Origin of the sequence: Mycobacterium deserti, assembly GCF_025345615.1 — a bacterium.
GTDB classification, from domain to species: Bacteria; Actinomycetota; Actinomycetes; order Mycobacteriales; family Mycobacteriaceae; genus Mycobacterium; species Mycobacterium deserti.
Window position 1 is genome coordinate 100,147 of sequence record NZ_JAODWD010000001.1, and the last position, 23,679, is coordinate 123,825.

Below are 23,679 nucleotides of genomic sequence, written 5' to 3' on the forward strand. Positions count from 1 at the left end.
TCACGACTCGAGCAGCACGGTCACCGGACCGTCGTTGATGAGTTCCACCTGCATGTGCGCACCGAACACCCCGGTCGCGACCGTGGCCCCGAGTTCTCTGAGTGCCTGGGCGAAGGACGTGACGACCGGTTCGGCGACGGCCGCGGGCGCGGCGGCGTTCCACGCAGGTCGCCTCCCCTTCGCGGTGTTGGCGTAGAGGGTGAACTGGCTGATGACGAGGATGGGCGCATTCACGTCACTCGCGGACTTCTCCCCGTCGAGAATCCTTAGTTGCCAAGTCTTTTCGGCCAGCCGCTGCGCCTTCGCGGCGTCGTCGTCGTGCGTGACGCCGACGAGTGCCAGCAGCCCTTGACTCTGCGGCCGGATGGCGCCGACGACTTCACCGCCGACCGTCACCGAGGCGGACGTGACCCGTTGCACCAGAACGCGCATGGTCGCCGATCCTGCCACGGGCCCGTGGGACGAAGCGCCCACAGCCATACCCTGCGGGGGTACCGTACGGAGGATGAAGCTCAACACGGTCGAACGCGCGATCATGAACAATCCGGTGCGAGCGGCGCATCAACATCGCCGCGAGGCGGCCTGGTTCCGCCGGATGGCCGGCGGCGACCTCTCGGGCCAGCATGTGCTGGAGGTCGGGTGTGGCCGCGGCGTGGGCGCAGAGGTCATCCTCGATCGCCTCGGCGCTGCCCGTGTCACGGCCTTCGATCTCGACGAATCCATGGTCGAGTTGGCGCGGCGCCGACTTCACGGGCGGCCGGTGTCGCTGTCGGTCGGCGACGTGTGCACAATCGAGCAACAGTCGGCGACGGTCGACACCGTGGTCGACTTCGGGATCATTCACCATGTCCCGGCGTGGCAGGAATCGATCGCCGAGGTCGCGCGCGTGCTCCGGCCGGGCGGCCTACTCCTGTTCGAGGAGGTTCCACGGCGCATGATCCACTCGTGGGCGTTCAAGACGTTCACCGTCCATCCGCTCGAGAACCGTTTCGAGGCCGAGGAGTTCGCCGCCGAACTGGCTCGCCACGGACTGCACGGAACGGCTCGGATCGAGCATCATCTCGCCGGCATGCTGTTCGTCGGCGCCGCCCGCAAGAACTGACGACTTGAATACCCTAGGGGGGTATGGTACCAAGGTGCGTATGACAACCAGCATCACTGTCGCAGGGATGACCTGCGGGCACTGCGCCTCCTCCGTGCGCGAGGAACTCGGCGAGGTGCCCGGCGTCACCGAGGTCGACGTAGACCTCGCCACCGGAACCGTCACCATCCTCAGCGAAGCGCCCGTCGCGGATGCACTCATCCGCACCGCGGTCGAGGACGCCGGTTACCAGCTCGCCGGACAATGACGACTGCGCGGAAGGTCGCGGCGTTCGTCGTCAGCCTGCTGGCGGTGTTCGCGGTCGCCGTCTGGGTCGGCAAGGCGTCGGGCCCGCGCGTCGAGGTCGAGGTCGCGCATGCCGACGGCCACGCGCAGGGTCACGACGCGGCGCCCGTGGCCCCGGAATTGCCCGGCGGTTTGCAGTCCACCCAGGGCGGCTACACCCTGGACTTGACGAAGCCGGTAACCGTGGCCGCGGCGAAGGCGCCGTTGCACTTCCGCATTGTGGACGCGCAGGGCGCGCCGGTGACGCGCTACACCGAGAACCACGAGAAGCTGTTGCATCTCGTCGTGGTTCGCAACGACCTCTCGCGCTTCCAGCACGTGCACCCGATTCTCCATACCGACGGAACATGGAGCGTCTCAACTGATTTGAGCCGTGCCGGCGACTACCGCGTATTCGCCGACTTCATCCCCGCGGGTGGGCCCGCGCTGACGCTGGGCACCAACCTGCACGTCGCAGGCCAGTACAACCCGCAGCCGCTGCCCGCGCAAGCGCCGTCTGCAGAGGTCGACGGATACACCGTCGCACTGCGCGGCACACCGAAGACGGGCGAGTCGTCGCTGCTGACGCTTTCGGTCAGCCGCGACGGCAGGCCGGTCACCGATCTGCAACCGTATCTGGGCGCCTACGGCCATCTGGTGGCGCTGCGCGCGGCCGATCTGGCGTATCTCCATGTGCACCCCGCGGGTGAGCCGGGCGACGGAAAGACGCCGTCGGGTCCCGACATCGGCTTTCACACCACATTTCCCAGCGCGGGTGACTACCGGTTGTATCTGGACTTCCAGCATGGCGACGTCGTGCGCACCGCCGAGTTCACCGTGACGGTCGGCGAGCCGGGGCACGGTCACTGACATGTCGGTCATCGAACTCGCCGTCGACGGCATGACGTGTGCGTCGTGCGCGAACCGAATCGAGCGCAAACTCAACAAGATCGACGGGGTCACGGCGACCGTCAACTACGCGACGGAGAAAGCCCGCGTCGAGTACACCGACGGGGTAACGCCGGACCAACTCCTGGCGACGGTCGAAGACGCGGGCTACACAGCGCATCTACCTGCCTCGCCCGATCAGCCCGGCGCGCCGATCGAGGCGGACCCGACCGCGTCGCTGCGCCAGCGTCTGCTCATCTCGGTGGCCCTGACGGTGCCGGTGATCGCGATGGCGATGATCCCGGCACTGCAGTTCACCAACTGGCAGTGGTTGTCGTTGACGCTCGCGGCGCCGGTCGTCTTCTGGGGGGCATGGCCTTTCCACCGCGCTGCGTGGTCCAACATGCGCCACGGCACCGCGACGATGGACACGTTGGTGTCGATGGGCACCCTTGCCGCGCTGGGTTGGTCGGTCTACGCCCTGTTCTGGGGGACGGCCGGGACACCGGGAATGACACATCCCTTCGAGTTCACGATCGGCCGCACCGACGGCAGCGGCAACATCTACCTGGAGGCCGCCGCCGGAGTCACCGCCTTCATCCTGGCGGGACGGTATTTCGAGGCCCGCTCCAAGCGCCGCGCGGGCCTGGCGCTGCGCGCGCTGGCCGAGCTCGGCGCCAAAGACGTCGCGGTACGCAGGGACGGTGTGGAACAACGCATCCCGGTGGGCCAGTTGTCGCTCGGCGACGAGTTCGTCGTACGACCGGGCGAGAAGATCGCCGCCGACGGCGTGGTGACCGAGGGAACGTCGGCGGTCGACGCCTCGATGCTGACCGGTGAATCGGTGCCGGTGGACGTCGGTCCGGGCGATCGGGTGGCCGGCGCAACCGTCAACGTTGACGGTCGAATCGTGGTGCGCGCGAATCGAATCGGGTCCGACACCCAGCTCGCGCAGATGGCCAGATTGGTGGAGGAGGCGCAGAACGGCAAGGCCGAGGCGCAGCGGCTGGCGGACCGGATCTCGGGTGTGTTCGTGCCGATCGTCATCGCGTTGGCGGTGGCGACGCTGGGTTTCTGGATCGGCACCGGCGGATCGGTCGCGGCGGCCTTCACCGCCGCGGTGGCGGTGCTGATCATCGCCTGCCCATGCGCGTTGGGCCTTGCGACGCCGACGGCACTGATGGTCGGTACTGGCCGGGGAGCGCAGCTGGGCATCCTCATCAGGGGCCCGGAGGTGCTGGAGTCGACGCGTCGCATCGACACCATCGTTGTGGACAAGACGGGCACGGTCACCACCGGAACGATGACGTTGCTCGACGTCATCACCGCCGACGATGCCCAACCGGACGACGTGTTGCGGCTCGCGGGGGCGCTCGAGGATTCGTCGGAGCACCCGATCGCGAAGGCCATCGCGACCGGTGCGCGCGACAAGGTCGGCGACCTGCCTGCGGTCGAGAAGTTCACGAACCGGCAGGGTCTCGGCGTGCAGGGCGTTGTGGAAGGCCGCGCGGTGGTGGTCGGTCGGCCGCGACTCGTCGGCGAACTACCGCGCGACCTCGCCGACGCCATGCACGGGGCCGAGGCGCAGGGCCAGACCGTGGTGGCGGTCGGCTGGGACGGTCAACCGCGCGGCCTGCTCGTGGTCGCGGATTCGGTCAAACCGTCATCGGCCGAGGCCGTCGCCCATCTCCGCCGTCTCGGGTTGACCCCGATCATGGTCACCGGTGACAACGAACCCGCCGCGCGCACCGTCGCGCAGCAGGTCGGTATCGACGAGGTGATCGCCGAAGTGCTGCCCGCGGAGAAGGTCGGCGTCGTCAAGCGTCTGCAGGCCGAGGGCAAGGCGGTCGCGATGGTCGGCGACGGCGTCAACGACGCTGCCGCGCTGGCTCAAGCCGACCTCGGCCTTGCCATGGGCAGCGGCACCGACGTCGCGATCGAAGCCAGCGATCTGACGCTGGTCCGTGACGACCTGCGTGCCGTGCCGGATGCGATTCGGTTGTCCCGCAAGACGTTGGCGACGATCAAGGGCAATCTGTTCTGGGCCTTCGCCTACAACGTCGCCGCGTTGCCGTTGGCCGCCGCCGGTCTGCTCAACCCGATGATCGCCGGAGCCGCGATGGCATTGAGCTCCGTTTTCGTCGTGAGCAACAGCCTGCGGCTGCGGCGGTTCGCACCGTCGCACTGACGCCGGCCGACCTAGTCGTCAGCCCGACGCGCTCGAAAGAGTTTCACTTCGCCCTTCACGCCCTTCAGGTGTCGCGCGCCTGCGAAGGACCAGGAGTACCCGCCCGCGTCGCCGATCAGATCACGCGCCGATTCGGCGACCAGAACCGAAGCCGGGCGAGCCAAACCCGTCACCCGGCTCGCGACGTTGACCGGGCTGCCGAACCAGTCCCCCGCCCGGCTGACCGCCGATCCCGCGGCGAGTCCCACGCGCAGCTGCGGGAACGACTCGTCCTTCTCTGCCGCGACGAGCAGGTCCAGTGCCGCTTCCAACAATGCGACCGGGTCGGTGCTCACGAACATGACCGCGTCGCCGATCGATGCCGGTTTCCTCGCAGATCTGGCGCGCCGAGACGTGCACCCCGTCGTTTCCGACGATCCGACCGGCGGGCAACAGCATCGGCGAAACCTCAGCGCGGATCTGCTCGGGGGTGAAGTTGCGGTTCAGCAGCCACTCGACGAGTTCGGCCCGCTCGGCCCGCGCGCTCCCGTCGAGGCCGTCGAGCAGCCCCGACAGGTCAGCATCGGCGTCGGCCACGCGCTCAACGTATACCGGCCGTGGGGTATATAGCTGTGGTGCGGCGATGGACTATTGCGGTCGCGGTGACTTTGGTGATCCTGCTGGTTGCCGCCGGGGGCTACCAGCTGATGAACGCGCGGTCGTTCCAGCTCGGCGGCCGGCTGATCGACCGGGTGGACACGACCGAGAGGCTGGTGGCGCTGACGCTCGACGACGGTCCGACCGCCGCGACGCCCGAGGTGCTCGAAATCCTGTCCGCAGCCCGGGTGCCCGCGACGTTCTACCTCAACGGCCGCGACCTGGCCGAGCGTCCGGCAGCGGGCGCCGCGATCGCGCGATCGGGCCACGAGATCGGCAACCACACCTACTCGCACCGCAGGATGGTGCTGGTGTCGCCGGCCACGGTGGCCGCCGAGGTGGAGCGGACCGACGAGCAAATCCGCAGGACCGGTTACCGTGGACCGATCACGTTCCGTCCGCCGTACGGCAAGAAGCTGTGGACGTTGCCGAACTATCTGTCCACCCACGATCGGACGACGGTCATGTGGGACGTCGAACCTGATTCGGCGAACGAGCCGACCGCCGAGCAGATCGTCTCCGCGACAATCGATTCCGTTCGTCCCGGCTCGATCATCCTCATGCATGTCATGTTCGACGGGCGAGTCGCCTCACGTGCGGCCATTCGCGCCCTCGTCGATCGCCTGCGCTCCGACGGCTACCGCTTCGTCACCGTCTCGGAACTGATAGCAGCACAGCGATGAGCGCCGTCGAAGGGTTCGCACCGATCATCGACGATGGCGTCCAGACGCTGATCCTCGGTAACGCACCCAGCGTGATGGCACTTGCCGCGCAGCAGTACTACGCGAATCCGCGCAATGCATTCTGGCGAATTACCGGTGAGCTCTTCGGTTTCGAGGCCGACGCACCGTACGAGATGCGCACTGCGGCACTGCTGAGCCACAAGATCGCCGTGTGGGATGTGCTGAAATTCTGCCGACGCGTTGGCAGCCTCGACTCGGCCGTCGAACCGCGCAGCATGGTGCCCAACGATTTTGCGGCCCTGTTCGACGAACACCGGCAGATCACCCGAGTGTTGTTCAACGGCGCTGCCGCGGAGAAGAACTTCGACCGACTCGTCCGAGTCGCGCCGGACCTCAGCTATCGTCGGCTTCCGTCGACCAGTCCCGCGCAAACCATGGGCTACGCCGACAAGCTCGCCGCATGGCGGGACGCCCTGACCGACCGTAGCGACTAGGACACCGGTGGCCGACGGTCCCGCCAGGGACGGGTCCGTTCGAGCTGAGCACTCAACGACAACAACGTCGCCTCGTCGAAGGGTCTGCCCACCAACTGAATCGACGTGGGCACACCGCTGTTGTCCCGGTCCCACGGCACCACGGCAGCAGGCTGACCCGTCACGTTGAACATAGCCTGGAACGGGACCCGACCGGCAACCAATGCCAACGTCGGCACTGCGCCTCTCCTCTGGTAGGCGCCGATGCGCGACGGCCCAGTGGCGGTGCCCGGGGTGAGCACCACGTCGACGTCGTCGAAGATGACATTGACCCGCTCGGCCACAACGCTTTCCGCGGCCCTGATCCGTCTCATCTGCTGCTCGGAGATCAACCCCCCGAGGCGCGCGAAGCTGCGCGAGCGCGCTTCGAGACGCTGCGGGTGCGGCAGTGTCTGCACATCGTCGTAGACGCCGCGAAAGTATCGGGCCAGTGCGTGCGGAATCGCGCTCTGCGGATAGTCCGGATCGCGAATTACGACCTCATGCCCGAGGCCTCGCAGCACGGTGGCGGCCTCATCGACCGCGGCCCGCTGTGCGCGGCCGACTCGTGTCACCACACCGGCGGGGACTCTGGTGCTCAGCGCAATCCGCAGTCGACCCGGTTCGCGCCCGGCAGCCTCGACGAACCCGGACTCGTCGCTCGTCACGTCCAGGAACAACGCCGCGTCCTCCACGGTGCGCGCGATCGGTCCGTTCACCGACAGTCCGTTCCATGCGTCGTCATGCGGGGCCAGCGGAACGCGGTCGCGTTGCGGCTTGAGGCCGAAGACTCCGCACCACGTCGACGGAATCCGGATCGACCCCATGCCGTCGGAACCCAGCGCCATCGGGACCAGCCCAGCGGCCACCGCGGCGCCACTTCCGCCGCTGCTGCCGCCGGGCGTGTAGTCGGTGTTCCACGGATTGCGCGTCGCACCGAATGTCACCGTCTCGGTGAAGGACCACAGCATCATCTCGGGCACCGTCGTCTTGCCGATGATGACCGCGCCCGCGTCGCGCAGCCGCCGCACCACCTCGGCGTCGGTGGCCCGCGCCGGTCCGTGCGCTGCGGTGCCATAGGTCGTCACCTCACCTGCGACGTCGACGTCGTCCTTGATGGCGATCGGCACGCCGAGCAACGGCAGTCGCTCCCCCGCATTCAGCCGGTCCTGCGCGATGCCCGCCTCCTGTCGCGCGGCGTCAACGAGGACCACACGGTAGGACCGCAACGTGGGATCCAACCGACCGATCCGGTCCAGATACAGCTCGAGCAGGTCGGGCGCGGTGATGTCGCCGGCGGCCAGCATGCGCGCGTGCGCGGCGGCTCCGGTGAAGGCGAGGTCGCGGGAGTCCACGGCCGGAGCGTACGACTCAGCCGCCGTGCCTGAGCGCGTATTCTCCCGGAGTCGAACCCAGTAGGGCCCGGAAATCATTGATGAAATGCGCCTGGTCGTACCAGCCGAGTCGAACCGCGAGATCGGCGAAGTCCACCCCGCGGGCGGTCTCGATCTCCAGCGCGGCCTGCTGCAGGCGATATCGGCAGAGCACCCACTTGACCGGTACACCGACGTAGCGACGGAACAGCCGCTGCGTAGTGCGCGCGCTCCACGGCGAATGTGCCATCACCTGCTCCACCCGGGGCAGCCGATCGTCGTCGCGGATCCTGTCGAGCAGCGCGGTCAGCGACACGTAGGTGGGGTCGACGTCTGGCCTGCCGGCGATGAGCTCGTCGAGACGAGTCGACGCCGCGCCGATGTCGTCTTGAGGTAAAGCGCTGCCGAACAAGCCGTCATCGACAGGTTGGACCCGACCGGTGAACGCCGACGCGTCACGATCGAACCGCGCCGCGAAGCCGCCGGGCCGGAACCGGGCGCCCACCACCGCGCCGCGCCGGCTGATCGCGGTGCGGAACACCCTCTCGACGACGCCGTGCACGAGCGTGTTCGGCAACGGGAACCCGTGGCGCGGACCGTCGTCGCCCCACTCGTGGGTGAGGTGCATCGAAGGAAACGTGATGACTGTGCTGTCGAACGACTCCTGCTCGCCCAGGTCCCACTGAACCGACCAGAAGTGTTCGACGAACCGAGCCGCGTCGTCCGAGGGTGCCCAACGGTCGAGGTCGAACTTCGAGGCGCTCGACGCACGCCCGACAACACCGCGCACCGGCGCCGCCGTGGTCGAACTGGTCGCGCGCATTTTCGTCAGTCGATGTGGATGACGTAGGTGCCGTCCTGCGCGCGCTCGACCCAGCGGTCGGCCGCGTTGACCCAGACGGTCGGTTCACTGGGCGTGCCGACGTATGCATCCTGCATCGCACCGCCCGGCTGCAGATACACGCTCCACTCCTCGGCCGGCGAGAAGATGGTCAGCAGTTCTTCGCCGTTGCCGCGGCGAACAGACAGCGTGTGAGCATTCTCGTCCTCGACCGCGGCGTCCTCCTCCTCGATTTCGTCGTCGAGCACATCATCGAGATCCACATCGTCGCGCATGCGGATCAGCGTAGTCAGGCTGGCGACATGGCGTGTTTTTCCAAGCGTGCGGCCGGGCCCCGCGGCGAGAGTGGCTCGCATGAACGTCCCCATTCCGCAGGGCTACACCAGCCTGACCCCCTTTTTGTGCGTCGACGGCGCCGCCGCCGCGATCGACTTCTACACGTCAGTCTTCGGTGCGACCGTCGTCGACCGGATGGACGGACCCGACGGCACCGTCGCACACGCCGAGCTCGACTTCGGCAACGGGCGACTGCAACTCGGCGATCCGGCAGAGGCCTATGAGCTCGCCGCTGTCGAGCCCGGCGCGCCCGCCACACATTCGATCGCGTTCTACTGCGAGGACGTCGACACCGTGGTGGCCAACGCCGAATCGGCCGGCGCGACCGTCCGTGAACCCGCGCAGACCTTCGTCACCGGCGACCGGTTCGCCTCGATCCTCGACCCCTTCGGCCAACGCTGGACCGTGATGACGCGGGTCGAGGACGTCGCGCCGGAGGAGCGCGACCGCCGGATGGCGCAGTGGGCCAAGGAGAACATCGGCTGAGCCGCTAGCGTGGCGGGATGTCCTGCGTGTTCTGCGCCATCGTCGCCGACGAGGCTCCCGCCATCCGGATCTACGAGGACGACGACTACCTGGGCATCCTCGACATCCGGCCGTTCACCCGCGGGCACACCCTGGTCATCCCAAAACGCCACAGCGTCGACCTGACCGACACTCCGCCGGAGACGGTGGCCGCCATGGCGACCATCGGTCAGCGCATCGCGCGGGCCGCCCGCAACTCCGGGTTGCACGCCGACGGCAACAACGTCGTGATCAACGACGGCAAGGCCGCGTTCCAGACCGTCTTCCACATTCATCTGCACGTGTTGCCGAGGAGAAGCGGCGACAAGCTCGCGTTCGCGAAGAACATGCTGCTGCGCCGGGACCCGGACCGCGAGGAGTCCGGCCGGTTACTGCGGGAGGCGCTGGCGCAACTCGACTCCGCTCCGTAAGACTGAAGCCATGAGCATGCCCTGGTGGGAAAAGCACATCGGATACCGCTTGCTGCTGCTGCACGACAAGCTCTACAAAGCGACAAACGGCCGGATCGGGCACACCATCCCCGGCGGCCCGTCCGCGCTCATCCTGCACACCGTCGGTGCGAAAACCGGCCAGCCACGAGCTAATTCGCTGACCTATGCGCGTGACGGCGACGACTATCTGGTCGTCGCGTCGATGGGCGGGGAACCGCGGGCGCCGGGCTGGTATCACAATCTGAAGGCCAATCCCAGCGTCGAGATCAACGTTGGACCGAAGCGGCTCGCAGTGACCGCAAGAGCCGTGATGCCCGACGACCCTGAGTATCCGCGGTTGTGGGAGCTCGTCAACAACATGCGGGGCAACAAAGGCCAGTACATCAAATATCAGAAGCGGACCTCGCGCCCGATACCCGTCGTCGTGCTCACTCCCATCAGCCGGCAGGCCGCCACCCCCTAGAACAACTCTTTCGCCAGCAGTTCCAGCGTCTTGTCGCGGGCCGGCGCCGTCGCCGGATCGGTGCCGCGGTGCGCCGAGGCCACGGGATTGACCATCACCTCGTCGACGCCGAACTCGTCGGCAAGAGCGCGGATCTGGTCGGCGGCTTCCGTCGGCGAACCGACCACGGCTCGGCCGAAGGCGGCTTCGGCGATCCGCTGGGCGTGCGGGCTGAGTTCCTGCTCGGCGGCATCCTCGACGAGGTCCAGCGCGGTGAGCGGCTGCCCCGTCCGCAGGCGCGCCATCATCTGCAGGTTCGGCAACGCCAATGCCGTTGCCTCTTCGCGAGTCTCGGCCACCACGGCGTTGACCGTCAGGAATGTCACGGGTTCGGACGCCACGTCGCTCGGCCGGAACTCGGACCGGTACGTCTCGAGCGCTTCCGCCGTGCCCTGGCCGGAGAAGTGGTGCGCGAAGACGTAGGGCAGGCCCTTGGCCGCCGCGAGGTGGGCCGAGTACATCGACGAGCCGAGCAGCCACAGCTGCGGTTCCGTCGCGGCGGCGGGCGTGGCCTTGAGGATATAGCGCTGATTGGGGATCGGCACCCGAACACCGCGGGCGCTCATCAGCGCGACGACATCGTCGAGGTACTCGGGAAACGCCTCGATGTCGCGATCGTCACGGCCTGCAGCGCCACGCAACGCCATCGAGGTCACCGGGTCGGACCCCGGTGCCCGGCCGATGCCGAGGTCGATGCGCCCAGGATGCGCGGCCTCGAGCAACGCGAACTGCTCGGCGACCGCCAACGGCGCGTGGTTGGGCAGCATGACCCCGCCCGACCCGAACCGCACCTGCTCGGTCAGCGCCGCGAGATGGGCGATCACGACCGGCGGGCTGGTCGCCGCCACCGCGGGCATGTTGTGGTGCTCAGCGATCCAGTAGCGGGTGTAGCCCAGGCGGTCGGCGGTCTGCGCGAGGTGTGTCGTCGCCGCCAGCGCATCCGCGGTGGACTGGTCGGTGCGTACCGGGATGAGATCGAGAACCGAAAGCCGCATGGCAGAGTCAACGCCCCGAGCGCCGCGCTCGTTCCCCGATGCGCGGTTGCTCGGAGAGCAGGCGTTGAATCGGCCGCAGTGCCCGGTCGACGCTCACGCACCGCATGGCCAGCTCACGGGCTGTCGCCAGGACCCTGCTGCGGTGAAACATCAGCCGTGCCAGCTGACGCGAATTGTCGTGGGCGGCCTCCACCCGAGGACGCTGAAGGCGTTCGTACGCGCGCACGGTGTCGGAGAGGCGCGAGGGGCCGGACTCCGACACCATCGCGCTGAGCAGCCACGCCGACTCCATCGCCATGCCCGCGCCGACGCCTGCGGTTGGCAGGAACCCCGCGGCGGCGTCGCCGAGCAGGACGGTTCGGTCCGTCGTCCACGTCCTCGCGCGGCAATCGGTCAGCGACCAGTAGTACGGGGCGGGCTCAGTGGCGATGGCATCCAACACCCGGTCGAGCCGCGGGTGGACCGTCCCGAGCCTGCGCCGCATGCCGCCGACGAACCGCCGCGGGCCGTCTCGGGTGTCGGCATGCGGTCCGCCGACGAACACGCCAAGCCGGTCCTTGACCGGGTAGCTTCCGGCAAAGAAGCCGGCGCCCCACAGTTCCTCGATCAGATCCGTGTCCGGGTCGGCGGAGGTCCACACCACCCAGCCGCCCCATCCGGAGTCGACGACATCGACGTGGTCACCGATCAGGTGTCGTGTCGGCGAACGCATTCCGTCAGCGACGATGACGAGATCGAAATCCAGCCGCCGCCGAGTGCGCGCGGCCGACACCTCGACCTCGGCGGCATCGGGCCCTAGCGCCATCTCGGTGACCGTCGCGCCGAACGTGACCGGGCACCCGTCGCCGGAGAGCACGTCGAGCAGGTCGCCACGGGCGATGCCGCGGTAGTCGCCGAAACGGGAGACGATCGCCGAGGTCGAATCCTCCCTGAGTTTTCGCCCCGTGTGCCCGTAGACCGCGTAGCGCTCGAGCGACACGCTGGCGGAGCGGTATCGGTCGCGCACCCCGAGGTCGTCGATCGCCGCATCGACCATCGGCATCAACGCCAGCATGTAACCGGCGGCGGGCGCGTCCTCAGAACGTTCGATCAGGACCGGGTGACGGCCCGCGCGACGCAGTAGTTGCGCTGTGGTGGTGCCGGCGATTCCACCGCCCACCACGAGAACCTTCAGATCGTCCGCCGCGGCCTGCTCGTACTGCTCTTCCACGCTTGCTGGACTGAACATAATGCCAAACTACCATTGTCTGTACCACCCAGTCCACAGATGTTAGAGTTGGGCGTGCCCGAGGCCCGGTTGAAGCGTATGCCGCCCTATAGAATGCGCCGCCTGGTCGACGTCGCGGCGGCCGAATTCGCCGCATTCGGCTACGAGAATGCCTCGCTGAACCGCATCATCGAGCACTGCGAAATGAGCAAGAGTTCCTTCTATTATGTGCTTTCCTCGAAAGCGGAACTGTTCGATTTCGTGGTTCAACAGTTGACCGAGGAAGTCGCGCGGCATATCAGCATTCCTCCGGCCGAATTTTTCACCGGCCCCCTTTTCTGGCCGAAATTGCACGATTTCTTCGACGAGTTGATCGCGGCGTCTGATCATCAGCCCGCGCTGACCCTGGGTCGCGTCTTCTACAGCGGTCCCGCGCCCGAGACGACGGCTGTGAACGCGACCCTCGCCGCGGCCCACGCCTGGGTGGCCGAGGTGGTTCAGGTGGGCCGCGACGCACGAGCGGTGCGCGACGACCTGCCTGCTGCTCTCCAAGTCACCCTGGTCTTCCGGATGCTGCAGGTTTTCGACGAATGGACGGTGCAGCGCATCGACGAGTTTCGCGCCGAGGATCTCAAGGCCCTCGCCGGCGCTCAGTTCGCCGCTATCCGGCGCCTGCTAGCGCCATAGCAGTATTGAAGACGTCGTCGAGCATCTGCGGGGTGAGCTTGCCCGTGAACGTGTTCTGCTGGCTCGGATGAAAGCAACCCAGCAGTGTGACCCCGCCGAGCGGGACGGTCGCGCCATGACCGAACTTCGGCGCGGGCGTGGGCACCGTGCCACCGCCTGAGCGGATCATCTGCAACGCTGCCCGCCACGCGAACCCGCCCAACGCGATGATTACCCGCACATGCGGCGCCGTCAGCCGCCACTCGGCGTCCAACCACGGGGCGCACGTCGCCCTCTCCGCTGGTGTCGGCGCGTTGCCCGGCGGTGCGCAGCGCACGGCAGCGGCCATGCGAGTGTCGTTGAGCGACAGACCATCTGCTGCGTCGACACACAGCGACTGATTCGCCAGACCCGCGCGATGCAGCGCCGCGAACAGGAAATCGCCGGAGCGGTCGCCCGTGAACACCCGGCCGGTGCGGTTGCCGCCGTGCGCGGCCGGAGCGAGCCCGACGATCAGTATCCGCGGTTGCGGCGACCCCCATCCGGTGATCGGCCGCCCCCAGTACGGCTGGTCGGCAAACGACTTGCGCTTGACGACGGCCACCTCTTCGCGCCACTCGACAAGACGCGGACAGGCCCGGCACACCGAGACCTCGGCGTCGAGTTCGTCGAGGCTCTTGATGGCTTCGGCCATCGACTGGACCTGAGCGCCCGTGGCCGCGACCGCGGTCCTCGCCGTGGCCGGATCACCCGGCCAACCGGTCCCCGGGGGCACCGGCGAGTCGAACCGCGCACCGGTGCGCGGATGGGCCAGTTCCACCGCACCACTGTCGCACCGACCGCAAAATCGAGTGCCCGGTGGGTCGGCCGCTGTTAGATTCTGGCGCGATACCCATGGACACCAGCCGGCGCGGGCCTCTCCTGCTGCTCCTGTTCGCCGCGCTGATGGCTGGTGCCGGCAACGGCATATCACTGGTCGCGTTCCCGTGGTTGGTGTTGCAGCGCAACGGATCTGCGCTCGACGCATCCATCGTGGCGATGGCGGGTACCTTGCCGCTGCTGGCCGCCACCCTGATCGCCGGCGCCGCTGTCGACTATCTCGGCCGCCGGCGGGTGTCGATGATCTCCGATGCCCTCTCGGGGCTTTCGGTCGCCGCCGTCCCGGTGCTGGCGATGACGTTCGGCCTGGACATCATCAACGTCGGGGTGCTGGCGGCGCTGGCCGGCCTCGGCGCATTCTTCGACCCGGCCGGGATGACGGCGCGCGAGACGATGCTGCCGGAGGCCGCAACGCGAGCCGGGTGGACGCTGGACCACGCGAACAGCGTCTACGAGGCGACCTTCAACCTGGCCTACATCGTCGGACCTGGAATCGGCGGCCTGCTGATCGCGACACTGGGCGGCGTCGACACGATGTGGGTGACGGCGGTGGCATTCGGAACCTCGATCGTGGCCGTCGCGGTGCTGCGACTGGAAGGCTCGGGCAAGCCGGACCGCGCGTCGCTGCCGGAGGGTGTGTGGGATGGCATCGTCGAGGGGCTGCGGTTCGTCTGGCACAACAAGGTGCTGCGGACGCTCGCGTTCGTCGATCTGGCCGCCACCGGGCTGTACGTGCCGATGGAGTCGGTCCTGTTTCCCAAGTACTTCACCGACCGGGACGAGCCCGCGCAGCTTGGCTGGGTGTTGATGGCGCTCAGTATCGGCGGGCTGGTCGGGGCGCTCGGCTACGCGGTGCTGTCGAAGCGCATGAGTCGACGTGCCACCATGGTGACCGCGTTGCTGACACTCGGTGTGGCAATGACCGTCATCGCGTTCCTGCCGCCGCTGCCGCTGATCCTGGCACTCAGTGCGGTGGTCGGGTTGGTGTACGGACCGATGGCGCCGATCTACAACTACGTCATGCAAACGCGCGCGCCGCAGCACCTACGCGGTCGCGTAGTCGGGGTGATGGGTTCACTGGCCTACGCCGCCGGCCCGCTCGGGTTGATCGTGGCGGGGCCGCTCGCCGACGCGGCCGGCCTCCACGTGACGTTCCTGGCGCTGTCCGTGCCGATGCTCGTGCTCGGCATCGGCGCGATATTTCTGCCCGCGCTGCGTCAACTCGACGAGCGCTGACCCCGGAGTCCGGCCACCGCTAGCGCGGCGCGTCGGGACCGCGCCGGGCGATCGAGGCCAACTCCTCGCGCGAACTTGCCCCCACCCGCTGGCACGCGCGGTAGATGTGGCCCTCTACGCTGCGCACCGACATCACCAGACGCTTGGCGATCTCCCGGTTGGACAGCCCCACCACGATCAGTTCGACGATCTCGCGCTGACGTCCGGTCAACGGCTGACTCGCCGGCACCCGCAGGGCCGGGGTGCACAGCCCGCCGCAGGCGTCGCTGAGTTCCTTGGCGATCGCGGCGGCCTTGAGCCCGTGTTTGCGTTCCTGCTTACGCGTGTACGCCACTGCGGCTTGGGCGGCGACGTCGGCGGCCGTCGCGCGGTCGCCGATCGCCAGGTACGCATCCGACGCCTCGAGCAGACCGTCGCCATCATGCACAGCCAGCGACTCAGTATGCCGGGCAACGGCTTTGGCGAGCGGCAGATCAATTTGTTGGGCGAGCTCGCGGACTCGCGCCGTTCCGGAGGCATCGCCCCACTGCGCCGCGACTTGATAGCAGAGCAATTCGTGGGTCGGCTGATTACGCCGCCTGGCCAGCACCGCCGCCTCGTCGACGGTGGTGACCGCCTCGCGAAGGCATCCGTTGGCGGCCAGCGCCCAACCGGCGGCGACGCTCTGCGCAGTCTGCATATACAAATAGTCTTCGGGCACGCAGGATTGCGCCGCGGCGCTCGCTTCCTCCGCAGCCTCACCTTCACCGAGTTTGGCGTGCGCCTCGGCCAGCGCGAAACAGGTGGCCGGTCGCAAACCCGTTGTCACGCCGTGTCTTTCAACACCGGCCAACGCCTCGTGCAACAGCTTGACCGATGTCCTGACGTCGCCACGGATCAGCTCGACGAGGCCCATCAGGAAGGCAAGGTTGGCGTAGGCCAGGCTCGGAATCTCACGGGCCGAGCCGGCGAGCCGCGCAACCATGGCCGCGCACTCCTCGATCCGACCCGTCAGACGGCAGGCGCGCGCGTACACGCTGCCGAACCAGAACCGCATGTGCGACGCCTGGAACGACGTGGTGGCCCGGTCGAGCGCGGCCCCGGCCACCGCGGTCAGATCGTCGGTTCGGCCCAGCGCGCCCATCGACATCGTCAGCGCCACCGCGGCCATCATCGCGTGGTAATCGGTCAGTTGTCCGGAATCCAGTGCGGCCCTTGACTTCTGCTCAGCCACCGCGCAGCGGGCGGATGCCGCCTCGAGGCACGCTTCCACAGCGATGCGGGCATACTTCTCGGCAGGCGTCTCCGGACAGGTCTTCAGCTCAGCGAGGACGGCCGAGGCCTCGCTGCAACGGCCGAGCATCCATGTGAGGTTGGCCGCCCGCATGGTCGCCCACTGGTGCGCGCCCTCGGAGCATCCTGCGGCAATCGAGCGCAGCACCGCCTCGGCCTCGCCGCCGCGCCCCAGCAGAAGCAGATTCACCGCGCGGACGGCCAACGCTTCCGGGTCGCCCGCCGCGTGTGCCGCGGTGGCGAACCGGTCGGCCAGCTCGAGGTCGAGCAGCGTCATCGCGTGTTGTGCCGCTTGCAGATACAGCCGCGGATCCGGAGGCAGGTCGGACTCGAGCGTGAGCAGCGCGCGGCGCACGGTGGCCTGTATGTCGTCGTCGGGCTTCTTGGCGAGCCGCTGCGCCAATCGGCCGCGAATCCTCGACAGGTACATCTCCCCCACGCCTGCGCGTCGCAGTTCCCCGAACAGCGGATGCGCCAGTCGGGCCATCAGCTCGCCGCCGCTGCGCTCGACGGTGACCAGTCTCAGTTGCTCAGCCGTCTCGAGATCGGACGGACCGACCAGGTCGCACAGCGCATCGACCGCGAGCGGCTCACACTGCGACAGCGTGTCGACGACGAGGGCCACATCCGCTGTGAGCTCCCGGAGTTGTCGGCCCACCATGTCGCTGATGCTCTGCGACACCGCGACATCGCCGTCCCACATCCAGACCCCGGCCGTCAATCGCATCCGGCCCGCGGCCACCTGGTCCTTGACGAGCTGCTGGGCGAACAGCGCGTTGCCGCCAGTCAGTTCCCAGAACCGCCGGGCGCTTCTGGCGTCGACGGTTCCGCCGAGCATCGTCTCGATCATGTCGCGTGCGGCGTCGGCCGACAGCGGCTCGAGATCGAGGCGGGCGAGCAGTCCGTCCTTCCACAGCGCAGTGATGGCGTCAGGTTCTTCGGCGCCCGATCGCAGGGTGACGACGAGCCGGGCCGTGCGGCTTTGTGCGAGCTGATGAACGACATGCGCGGACAGCCCGTCGAGCAGGTGGGCGTCATCGACGCCGATCAGGATGCGGCCCTTCCGCTGTTGTGCGACAAGCGAATTGATGAGGTACCGCACGTTGGGCAGGGGGTCGGCGAGGGTGTCGCTGATCATCGCTGTGAAGGCGCCGAGCGGAAGTGCACGCGCCGATTCGGTGCCCACGATCCAGTTGGTGCGCTCCCCGACCGACTCTGCGCGCGAGAGTACTTCGCGTGCGAGCCTTGTCTTGCCCACTCCCGCCGATCCAACGATCACCACGCCGGATGTGTTGTTTCCCCCGCCGAGTGCGCGGCGAATTGTCGCCAGTTCGCCGTCGCGACCAGCCAGCGGATCCCCGCCGATCACCGCGCGACTATAACTCGGGTCAATTGTGTTCGCGCGCCTTTCGATCGCCAAAGCTCGAAGCGGGACACCGATCGCGCGTCATAAAATCTCCGCGAAGCGGGTACACCGACACACCAACCACCAGACGACATCGAGGTCGCTCGTGTATCAACAAGTTCTCGATCCGGTTGCTGATTCTCTCGCCTGGAGTTCGCTCGTCGCGGCGATCCCCCTGTTACTCCTGTTCATTCTCCTCGGCGTCATGCGGGTGACCGCATGGGTGGCGTCGCTGATATCCCTGGCTGTTTCGCTCGTCCTCGCCGTTCTGGTGTACGGGATGCCCGTCGGTCAGGCGCTGCTGGCGGGCACCGAAGGTGCGGCCTTCGGGTTCTTCCCGATTTTGTGGATCGTGATCAACGCGATCTGGGTGTACCAGTTGACGGTCGAGACCGGGCACTTCGACGTGCTGCGGCGCTCGTTCGCCAGCGTCAGCGACGACCAACGCATCCAGGCGGTCCTGATCGCGTTCTCGTTCGGCGCGCTGCTGGAGGCGCTAGCCGGTTTCGGCACGCCGGTGGCGGTGACCTCGGTGATGCTGATGGCGCTGGGCTTCAAGCCGATGAAGGCCGCGGTCCTCGCACTGACTGCCAACACCGCGCCGGTGGCATTCGGGGCGATGGCGACGCCCATCATCACGCTCGGCAAGGTGACCGAACTGCCGGTCGACACGCTCGGTGCGATGGTCGGCCGGCAGACACCGATCCTGGCGATCTTCGTCCCGCTCGTGCTCGTCGGGATCGTCGACGGCTGGCGCGGCGTGCGCGAGACGTGGCCCGCAGCCGTCGTGTGCGGGGTCGTGTTCGGGCTCGGCCAGTACGCCACGTCGAACTTCATCTCGGTACCGCTGGCCGACGTCGTCGCCGCGCTGCTGTCAGCGGCCGCGGTGGTCCTGCTGGTCCGCACGTGGCGTCCCAGCCATGCGTACAGCGAACCCGCGGTCGTCGCAGGCGGGGCGGAAGACACCCCGAGTCCCGAATCCGCCGAGCGCGTCGAGCATCACGACTCCCGCGCCGACATCGTCAAGGCGTACGCGCCCTACGCGATCATCATCGCCGTCTTCGTCGTCTGTCAGATCACGGCGGTCAAGGAGCTACTCGACAAGGCGACGGTCAAATCCGCCTGGCCGGGGCTCGACATCGTGAGCCCGAGCGGAAAACCGGTGTCGCTCACCGAGTTCACGCTCAACCTGCTCACCACGCCGGGCACCCAGATGCTGCTGGCGGGCATCATCACGATGATCGCGCTGAAGGTGTCGGTGCCGCGCGCGGTGAAGGCGTACGGCACGACACTGCACCAGCTGCGGTGGGCGATCCTCACGGTGATGACGGTGCTGGCGCTGGCGTTCGTGATGAACCTGTCGGGACAGACGATCACGTTGGGCACCTGGATGGCCGCGGCGGGCGGCGCGTTCGCGTTGCTGTCCCCGATCCTCGGCTGGCTCGGCGTGGCGGTCACCGGCTCGGATACCTCGGCGAACTCTTTGTTCGGCGCGCTTCAGGTCACCGCGGCGAACCAGGCCGGGCTGTCGGACGTGCTGATGGCGGCCAGCAACAGCTCGGGCGGCGTGCTGGGCAAGATGATCTCGCCGCAGAATTTGGCGATCGCGGCCGCGGCCGTCGGCATGGACGGCAAGGAGGGTGACATCTTCCGCCGCGTGATCGTCTGGAGCCTGATCTTCCTGGTCTTCCTGTGCGCACTGTCGGGTCTGCAGGCCTCACCGGTGCTGTCCTGGATGGTGCCGTCGTGAGTGCTCGTAGCATCGACACCGTGAGCGCTCTCGAACGTCTGATCGCCGACCTCCCCGAGGGCGCCGTCGTCACCGACCCCGACATCGTGGCGTCCTACCGCCAGGACCGCGCCTTCGATCCGGGCGCGGGCACGCCGCTGGCCGTCGTGCGCCCGCAGACCACCGAGGACGTGCAGGCCACACTGCGCTGGGCCACCGCGAACAGGATCGCGGTGGTGCCACGTGGCATGGGAACCGGATTATCCGGCGGTGCCACGGCTTTGGACGGTGCGATCGTGCTGACCACCGAGAAGATGCGCCAGATCACCGTCGACCCGGTCACCCGCACCGCGGTGACTCAGCCCGGGCTGCTCAACGCCGAGGTGAAGAAGGCCGTCGCCGAGCACGGGCTCTGGTATCCGCCGGACCCGTCGTCGTACGAGATCTGCAGCATCGGCGGCAACATCGCCACCAACGCAGGTGGTCTGTGCTGCGTGAAGTACGGCGTCACCACCGACTACGTGCTGGGCATGCAGGTGGTGCTGGCCGATGGCACTGCGGTGCGCCTCGGCGGTCCGCGACTCAAGGACGTCGCGGGGCTGTCTCTGACCAAGCTGTTCGTCGGTAGCGAGGGCACGCTCGGCGTGATCACCGAAGTGACGCTGCGCCTTTTGCCGCCGCAGAAGGTCGCGAGCACGGTCGTGGCCACCTTCGACTCGGTGGAGGCGGCCGCGCAGTCCGTCGTCGCGATCACCGGCAGGATGCGGCCGTCGATGCTGGAGTTCATGGACTCGGCGTCGATCAACGCCGTCGAGGACAAACTGCGGATGGGTCTGGACCGCGACGCGGCCGCGATGATGGTCGCGGCCACCGACGACCGCGGACAGAATGGCGTCGAGGACGCCGAGTTCATGGCCGAGGTGTTCACCGAACACGGCGCCAAGGAAGTCTTCTCGACAGCTGACCCGGACGAGGGCGAGGCATTCGTCGCGGCACGGCGATTCTGCATACCCGCCGTGGAGATGAAGGGCTCGCTGCTGCTCGAGGACGTCGGAGTACCGCTGCCCGCGTTGGCCGACCTGGTCGGCGGCGTCGGAAAGATCGCCGCGAACCACGACCTGATGATCTCGGTGATCGCCCACGCCGGCGACGGCAACACCCACCCGCTGATCGTCTTCGATCCCGCCGACCCGGACATGACGCAGCGGGCGCATCTGGCGTTCGGCGAGATCATGGACCTGGCGGTGAGCCTCGGCGGGACCATTACCGGCGAACACGGCGTCGGCCGCATGAAACGGCCCTGGCTGGAAGGCCAGATCGGTCCGGAAGCGATGGAACTCAACCGCCGGATCAAGCACGCGCTGGACCCCGACGGCATCCTCAACCCGGGCGCGGCAATTTAGCGCGAGCAAGATTGGCTATTGACACGTTCCCGGGTTGTGTCGTACCAATGAGACATGACAGCCACTCTGTCTCACAGCTCGCCGGCCCGTTTCCAGCTCGCCGACGCCGACTCGTGGGCCAACCCGTTCGACATGTACCGGGCCCTGCGGGACCACGACCCGGTGCACCATGTGGTGCCCGACGACAAGCCGGACCACGACTACTACGTGATGAGCCGTCACGCCGACATCTGGGCCGCCGCGCGCGACCACGAGACGTTCTCGTCGGCGCAGGGGCTGACGGTCAACTACGGCGAACTGGAATTGATCGGCCTGGCCGACAACCCGCCGATGGTCATGCAGGACCCGCCCGTCCACACCGAATTCCGCAAGCTGGTCTCGCGCGGATTCACACCGCGCCAGGTCGAGGCCGTCGAGCCCAAGGTCCGCGAGTACGTCGTCGAGCGGATCGAGCGGATTCGCAACAACGGGGGCGGCGACATCGTCGCCGAGTTGTTCAAGCCGCTGCCGTCCATGGTCGTCGCGCACTACCTCGGCGTGCCCGAGGCCGACCGTGGCAAGTTCGACAGCTGGACCGACGCGATCGTGGCTGCCAACACCACCGAGGGCGGTATCGGCGGAGCGCTGGACACGTTGGGCGACAAGCTCGGCGAGATGATGGCGTATTTCACGGCACTGATCGAACGCCGCCGCGTCGAGCCGGAGGACGACACGGTCTCGCACCTGGTCGCCGCGGGCGTCGGCGCCGACGGCGACATCGCGGGGGTGCTGTCGATCCTCGCGTTCACGTTCACCATGGTCACCGGCGGCAACGACACCACCACCGGAATGCTCGGCGGCTCGGTGCAGTTGCTGCACCAACGGCCCGACCAGCGCCGGCTGCTGGCCGAAAACCTGGACTTGATACCGGGTTCCGTCGACGAGTTCCTGAGGCTCACCTCCCCGGTTCAGGGACTGGGACGCACCGTCACCCGCGACGTGAAGGTTGCCGACACCACCATTCCGCAGGGCAGGCGGGTGCTGTTCCTCTACGGGTCGGCCAACCGCGACGAGCGCCACTTCGGCGACGACGCCGCCGAACTCGACGTGACACGCAAGCCGCGCAACATATTGACGTTCAGCCACGGTGCGCACCACTGCCTCGGAGCAGCGGCCGCGCGGATGCAGTCCCGGGTCGCGCTCACCGAGTTGCTGACGCGAATCCCGGACTTCGACGTCGACGAGGACGAAATCATCTGGGCCGGCGGCAGTTACGTCCGACGTCCGCTGTCGGTGCCGTTCACGGTGAAAGCCTGATGGCCGGCGACTGGCTGGCCCAGCGACGCACCGAGGTGGCGGCGGACCGCATCCTGGACGCAGCGGGTGAGCTGTTTGCCAAGCAGGAGGCCGCTACCGTCGGCATGCATGAAATCGCCTCGGCGGCAGGCTGTTCGCGTGCGACGCTGTACCGGTATTTCGAAAATCGCGATGCGCTGTACACCGCGTACGTGCATCGCGAGAGTTACCGGTTGTACCGCGAGATGACCGACCACGTCGCATCGCTGACCGATCCGCGCGAACGGCTCATCGAGGGCATGCTCGCTTCGCTGCGCAACGTCCGCGAAAGTCCGGCGCTGGCCTCATGGTTCGCGACCACGCAGCGTCCGATCGGTGCGGAGATGGCCGAGGAGTCCGAGGTGATCAAGGCGCTCACCGAAGCGTTCGTCATCTCGCTGGGACCCGACGAAGCCGAACTGGTGGCGCACCGCGCGCGGTGGCTGGTGCGGGTGATGACCTCGCTGATGCTGTTCCCCGGACACAACGAGGCCGACGAGCGCTCGATGCTCGAGGAGTTCGTCGTGCCGATCGTGCTACCCAGCCGTCAGGCCACCCAGTAGGCCTGAGCCTTGATCGCCTTCTTCGAGATCCTGTAGTCCTCGCGGAACACCTTGGACACCGCTCGCGTGGTGCGGTTGTCGCACGCCACCCAGCCGAAGTGGTCGGAGGCGTCGAATGCCGACGCGCGGACCGTCTCCACCAGCGCCTCGCCGCCGTTCTTGCGGTCGACCCACACCACGTCGGTGCTGCGCGCCACCGGCAGTTGTTTGTCGTCGTCGTGCCCGGCCTCGAGGAACACCCGGGCGGGCGCGCCGCCGATCGCGGACAGCAGCGAGTTGATGGCAGGCAGCGACGCGGTGTCGCCGACGATGACGTATCCGCCCGGTGGCGGTTCGGGCAGCGAAAAGTTGCTGCCGAGAACCGTCACCTCGATGGTGTCGCCGGGCTTGGCGTTGCGCGCCCAGTTGGAGGCGACCCCCTGGTGCAGTGCGAATTCGATGTCGACGGTTCCGGCCTGCGGGTCCGGGTCGACCAGGGTGTAGCCGCGCTGGTGCAGCTTGTCGCCGTCGGCGAACCACATCCGGATCCACATCGTCGGATGCAGCGGCCGGTCGTTGAGCAGGCCGCCCGCCTCGAAGCTCAGGCGCAGATAGTGCGGACTGATCTGCCGGCTGCCGGTCACGGTCAACTGGTAGTCGCCCGCTCGCAGCAGCTTGAGCACCGCCCCCTGGAATCCGCGCGACGGCTTGTGGTCCGGCATACCTCGCCCTTCGTGTCGACTTACTTAG

24 protein-coding genes and 2 pseudogenes are annotated in these 23,679 nt (G+C 67.7%); 15 read left to right on the forward strand and 11 right to left on the reverse strand.

Annotated elements, in window-relative coordinates; all coding sequences use genetic code 11:
* Window positions 1-432 (reverse strand): D-aminoacyl-tRNA deacylase, encoded by a 432-nt coding sequence (gene dtd, locus N4S67_RS00495; protein ID WP_260990983.1) that lies wholly within the window; start codon window positions 430-432, stop codon window positions 1-3.
* 73 nt (window positions 433-505) lie between these two features.
* On the opposite strand from dtd, the gene N4S67_RS00500 reads away from it, so the two are divergent.
* The 4 genes from N4S67_RS00500 to N4S67_RS00515 are packed head-to-tail and all read left to right on the forward strand — an operon-like array spanning window position 506 to window position 4,442.
* On the forward strand, window positions 506-1,102 hold the full coding sequence (locus tag N4S67_RS00500; protein WP_260990984.1) for a class I SAM-dependent methyltransferase: 597 nt from the start codon (window positions 506-508) through the stop codon (window positions 1,100-1,102).
* A gap of 40 nt (window positions 1,103-1,142) precedes the next feature.
* Window positions 1,143-1,349, forward strand: a complete 207-nt coding sequence (locus N4S67_RS00505; protein WP_260990985.1) for a heavy-metal-associated domain-containing protein — start codon at window positions 1,143-1,145, stop codon at window positions 1,347-1,349.
* Window positions 1,346-2,236, forward strand: a complete 891-nt coding sequence (locus N4S67_RS00510; RefSeq protein WP_260990986.1) for a hypothetical protein — start codon at window positions 1,346-1,348, stop codon at window positions 2,234-2,236. Before N4S67_RS00505 ends, N4S67_RS00510 begins: the two co-directional genes overlap by 4 nt.
* Window position 2,237: 1 nt before the next feature.
* Window positions 2,238-4,442 (forward strand): heavy metal translocating P-type ATPase, encoded by a 2,205-nt coding sequence (locus N4S67_RS00515; protein WP_260990987.1) that lies wholly within the window; start codon window positions 2,238-2,240, stop codon window positions 4,440-4,442.
* Window positions 4,443-4,453: 11 nt separating this feature from the next.
* On the opposite strand, the pseudogene N4S67_RS28005 reads toward N4S67_RS00515, so the two are convergent.
* Both N4S67_RS28005 and N4S67_RS28010 read right to left on the reverse strand, forming a co-directional pair.
* Window positions 4,454-4,801: pseudogene (locus tag N4S67_RS28005) on the reverse strand (adenylate/guanylate cyclase domain-containing protein); the annotation flags it as partial.
* Window positions 4,802-4,856: 55 nt separating this feature from the next.
* A pseudogene (locus N4S67_RS28010) lies at window positions 4,857-5,018 on the reverse strand (adenylate cyclase regulatory domain-containing protein); the annotation flags it as partial.
* 35 nt (window positions 5,019-5,053) lie between these two features.
* Here N4S67_RS28010 and N4S67_RS00525 point away from each other — a divergent pair.
* Window positions 5,054-5,761 (forward strand): polysaccharide deacetylase family protein, encoded by a 708-nt coding sequence (locus N4S67_RS00525; RefSeq protein WP_390893235.1) that lies wholly within the window; start codon window positions 5,054-5,056, stop codon window positions 5,759-5,761.
* Window positions 5,758-6,255 carry a DNA-deoxyinosine glycosylase gene (locus N4S67_RS00530; protein ID WP_260990989.1) on the forward strand — a complete coding sequence of 166 codons (498 nt, stop codon included), beginning with the start codon at window positions 5,758-5,760 and terminating at the stop codon, window positions 6,253-6,255. Before N4S67_RS00525 ends, N4S67_RS00530 begins: the two co-directional genes overlap by 4 nt.
* Here the strand turns inward: N4S67_RS00530 and N4S67_RS00535 are convergent.
* The 3 genes from N4S67_RS00535 to N4S67_RS00545 are packed head-to-tail and all read right to left on the reverse strand — an operon-like array spanning window position 6,252 to window position 8,762.
* Window positions 6,252-7,628, reverse strand: coding sequence for an amidase (locus N4S67_RS00535; protein WP_260990990.1), 1,377 nt, complete (start codon window positions 7,626-7,628; stop codon window positions 6,252-6,254). The two genes, N4S67_RS00530 and N4S67_RS00535, sit on opposite strands and share 4 nt — an antisense overlap.
* A 16-nt stretch (window positions 7,629-7,644) precedes the next feature.
* Window positions 7,645-8,469, reverse strand: a complete 825-nt coding sequence (locus N4S67_RS00540) for an AraC family transcriptional regulator (protein WP_260990991.1) — start codon at window positions 8,467-8,469, stop codon at window positions 7,645-7,647.
* Window positions 8,470-8,474: 5 nt separating this feature from the next.
* The gene (locus N4S67_RS00545) at window positions 8,475-8,762 is read right to left on the reverse strand and encodes a hypothetical protein (protein WP_260990992.1); all 288 of its coding nucleotides are present in this window, start codon (window positions 8,760-8,762) and stop codon (window positions 8,475-8,477) included.
* A 79-nt stretch (window positions 8,763-8,841) separates the two neighbouring features.
* Between N4S67_RS00545 and N4S67_RS00550 the strand changes: the two genes are divergently transcribed.
* Genes N4S67_RS00550 through N4S67_RS00560 form a run of 3 tightly spaced genes read left to right on the forward strand, consistent with a single transcriptional unit; the run spans window position 8,842 to window position 10,242 of the window.
* Window positions 8,842-9,309 carry a VOC family protein gene (locus N4S67_RS00550; protein WP_260990993.1) on the forward strand — a complete coding sequence of 156 codons (468 nt, stop codon included), beginning with the start codon at window positions 8,842-8,844 and terminating at the stop codon, window positions 9,307-9,309.
* 17 nt (window positions 9,310-9,326) lie between these two features.
* Complete coding sequence (locus tag N4S67_RS00555; protein ID WP_260990994.1) at window positions 9,327-9,758, forward strand: HIT family protein; 432 nt, start codon at window positions 9,327-9,329, stop codon at window positions 9,756-9,758.
* Between the two features lie 16 nt (window positions 9,759-9,774).
* Window positions 9,775-10,242, forward strand: a complete 468-nt coding sequence (locus N4S67_RS00560; RefSeq protein ID WP_390893236.1) for a nitroreductase family deazaflavin-dependent oxidoreductase — start codon at window positions 9,775-9,777, stop codon at window positions 10,240-10,242.
* On the opposite strand, the gene N4S67_RS00565 is transcribed toward N4S67_RS00560, so the two are convergent.
* Both N4S67_RS00565 and N4S67_RS00570 read right to left on the reverse strand, forming a co-directional pair.
* Window positions 10,239-11,276, reverse strand: a complete 1,038-nt coding sequence (locus N4S67_RS00565) for an LLM class flavin-dependent oxidoreductase (protein WP_260990996.1) — start codon at window positions 11,274-11,276, stop codon at window positions 10,239-10,241. The genes N4S67_RS00560 and N4S67_RS00565 overlap by 4 nt on opposite strands.
* A gap of 7 nt (window positions 11,277-11,283) precedes the next feature.
* A complete protein-coding gene (locus N4S67_RS00570) occupies window positions 11,284-12,504 on the reverse strand; it encodes an FAD-dependent oxidoreductase (protein ID WP_260990997.1) in 1,221 nt (406 codons plus the stop codon).
* Window positions 12,505-12,558: 54 nt separating this feature from the next.
* Here N4S67_RS00570 and N4S67_RS00575 point away from each other — a divergent pair, with 54 nt between their 5' ends.
* Window positions 12,559-13,170 (forward strand): TetR/AcrR family transcriptional regulator, encoded by a 612-nt coding sequence (locus tag N4S67_RS00575; RefSeq protein ID WP_260990998.1) that lies wholly within the window; start codon window positions 12,559-12,561, stop codon window positions 13,168-13,170.
* Here N4S67_RS00575 and N4S67_RS00580 read toward each other — a convergent pair.
* A complete protein-coding gene (locus N4S67_RS00580) occupies window positions 13,145-13,969 on the reverse strand; it encodes a uracil-DNA glycosylase (protein WP_260990999.1) in 825 nt (274 codons plus the stop codon). The two genes, N4S67_RS00575 and N4S67_RS00580, sit on opposite strands and share 26 nt — an antisense overlap.
* A 74-nt stretch (window positions 13,970-14,043) precedes the next feature.
* Between N4S67_RS00580 and N4S67_RS00585 the strand changes: the two genes are divergently transcribed.
* Window positions 14,044-15,264: an MFS transporter gene (locus N4S67_RS00585; protein WP_260991000.1), complete on the forward strand. Its 1,221-nt coding sequence runs from the start codon at window positions 14,044-14,046 to the stop codon at window positions 15,262-15,264.
* 19 nt (window positions 15,265-15,283) lie between these two features.
* Here N4S67_RS00585 and N4S67_RS00590 read toward each other — a convergent pair whose 3' ends face one another.
* Complete coding sequence (locus N4S67_RS00590; RefSeq protein ID WP_260991001.1) at window positions 15,284-17,905, reverse strand: LuxR C-terminal-related transcriptional regulator; 2,622 nt, start codon at window positions 17,903-17,905, stop codon at window positions 15,284-15,286.
* 142 nt (window positions 17,906-18,047) lie between these two features.
* Here N4S67_RS00590 and N4S67_RS00595 point away from each other — a divergent pair, with 142 nt between their 5' ends.
* The 4 genes from N4S67_RS00595 to N4S67_RS00610 are packed head-to-tail and all read left to right on the forward strand — an operon-like array spanning window position 18,048 to window position 22,950.
* Complete coding sequence (locus N4S67_RS00595; RefSeq protein WP_260991002.1) at window positions 18,048-19,691, forward strand: L-lactate permease; 1,644 nt, start codon at window positions 18,048-18,050, stop codon at window positions 19,689-19,691.
* Between the two features lie 20 nt (window positions 19,692-19,711).
* Window positions 19,712-21,073, forward strand: coding sequence for an FAD-binding oxidoreductase (locus N4S67_RS00600; protein ID WP_260991003.1), 1,362 nt, complete (start codon window positions 19,712-19,714; stop codon window positions 21,071-21,073).
* A gap of 54 nt (window positions 21,074-21,127) precedes the next feature.
* Complete coding sequence (locus tag N4S67_RS00605; protein WP_260991004.1) at window positions 21,128-22,369, forward strand: cytochrome P450; 1,242 nt, start codon at window positions 21,128-21,130, stop codon at window positions 22,367-22,369.
* The gene (locus tag N4S67_RS00610) at window positions 22,369-22,950 is read left to right on the forward strand and encodes a TetR/AcrR family transcriptional regulator (protein WP_260991005.1); all 582 of its coding nucleotides are present in this window, start codon (window positions 22,369-22,371) and stop codon (window positions 22,948-22,950) included. Before N4S67_RS00605 ends, N4S67_RS00610 begins: the two co-directional genes overlap by 1 nt.
* Here N4S67_RS00610 and N4S67_RS00615 read toward each other — a convergent pair.
* Window positions 22,935-23,651, reverse strand: coding sequence for a siderophore-interacting protein (locus N4S67_RS00615; RefSeq protein ID WP_260991006.1), 717 nt, complete (start codon window positions 23,649-23,651; stop codon window positions 22,935-22,937). The two genes, N4S67_RS00610 and N4S67_RS00615, sit on opposite strands and share 16 nt — an antisense overlap.
* Window positions 23,652-23,679: the final 28 nt, after the last annotated feature.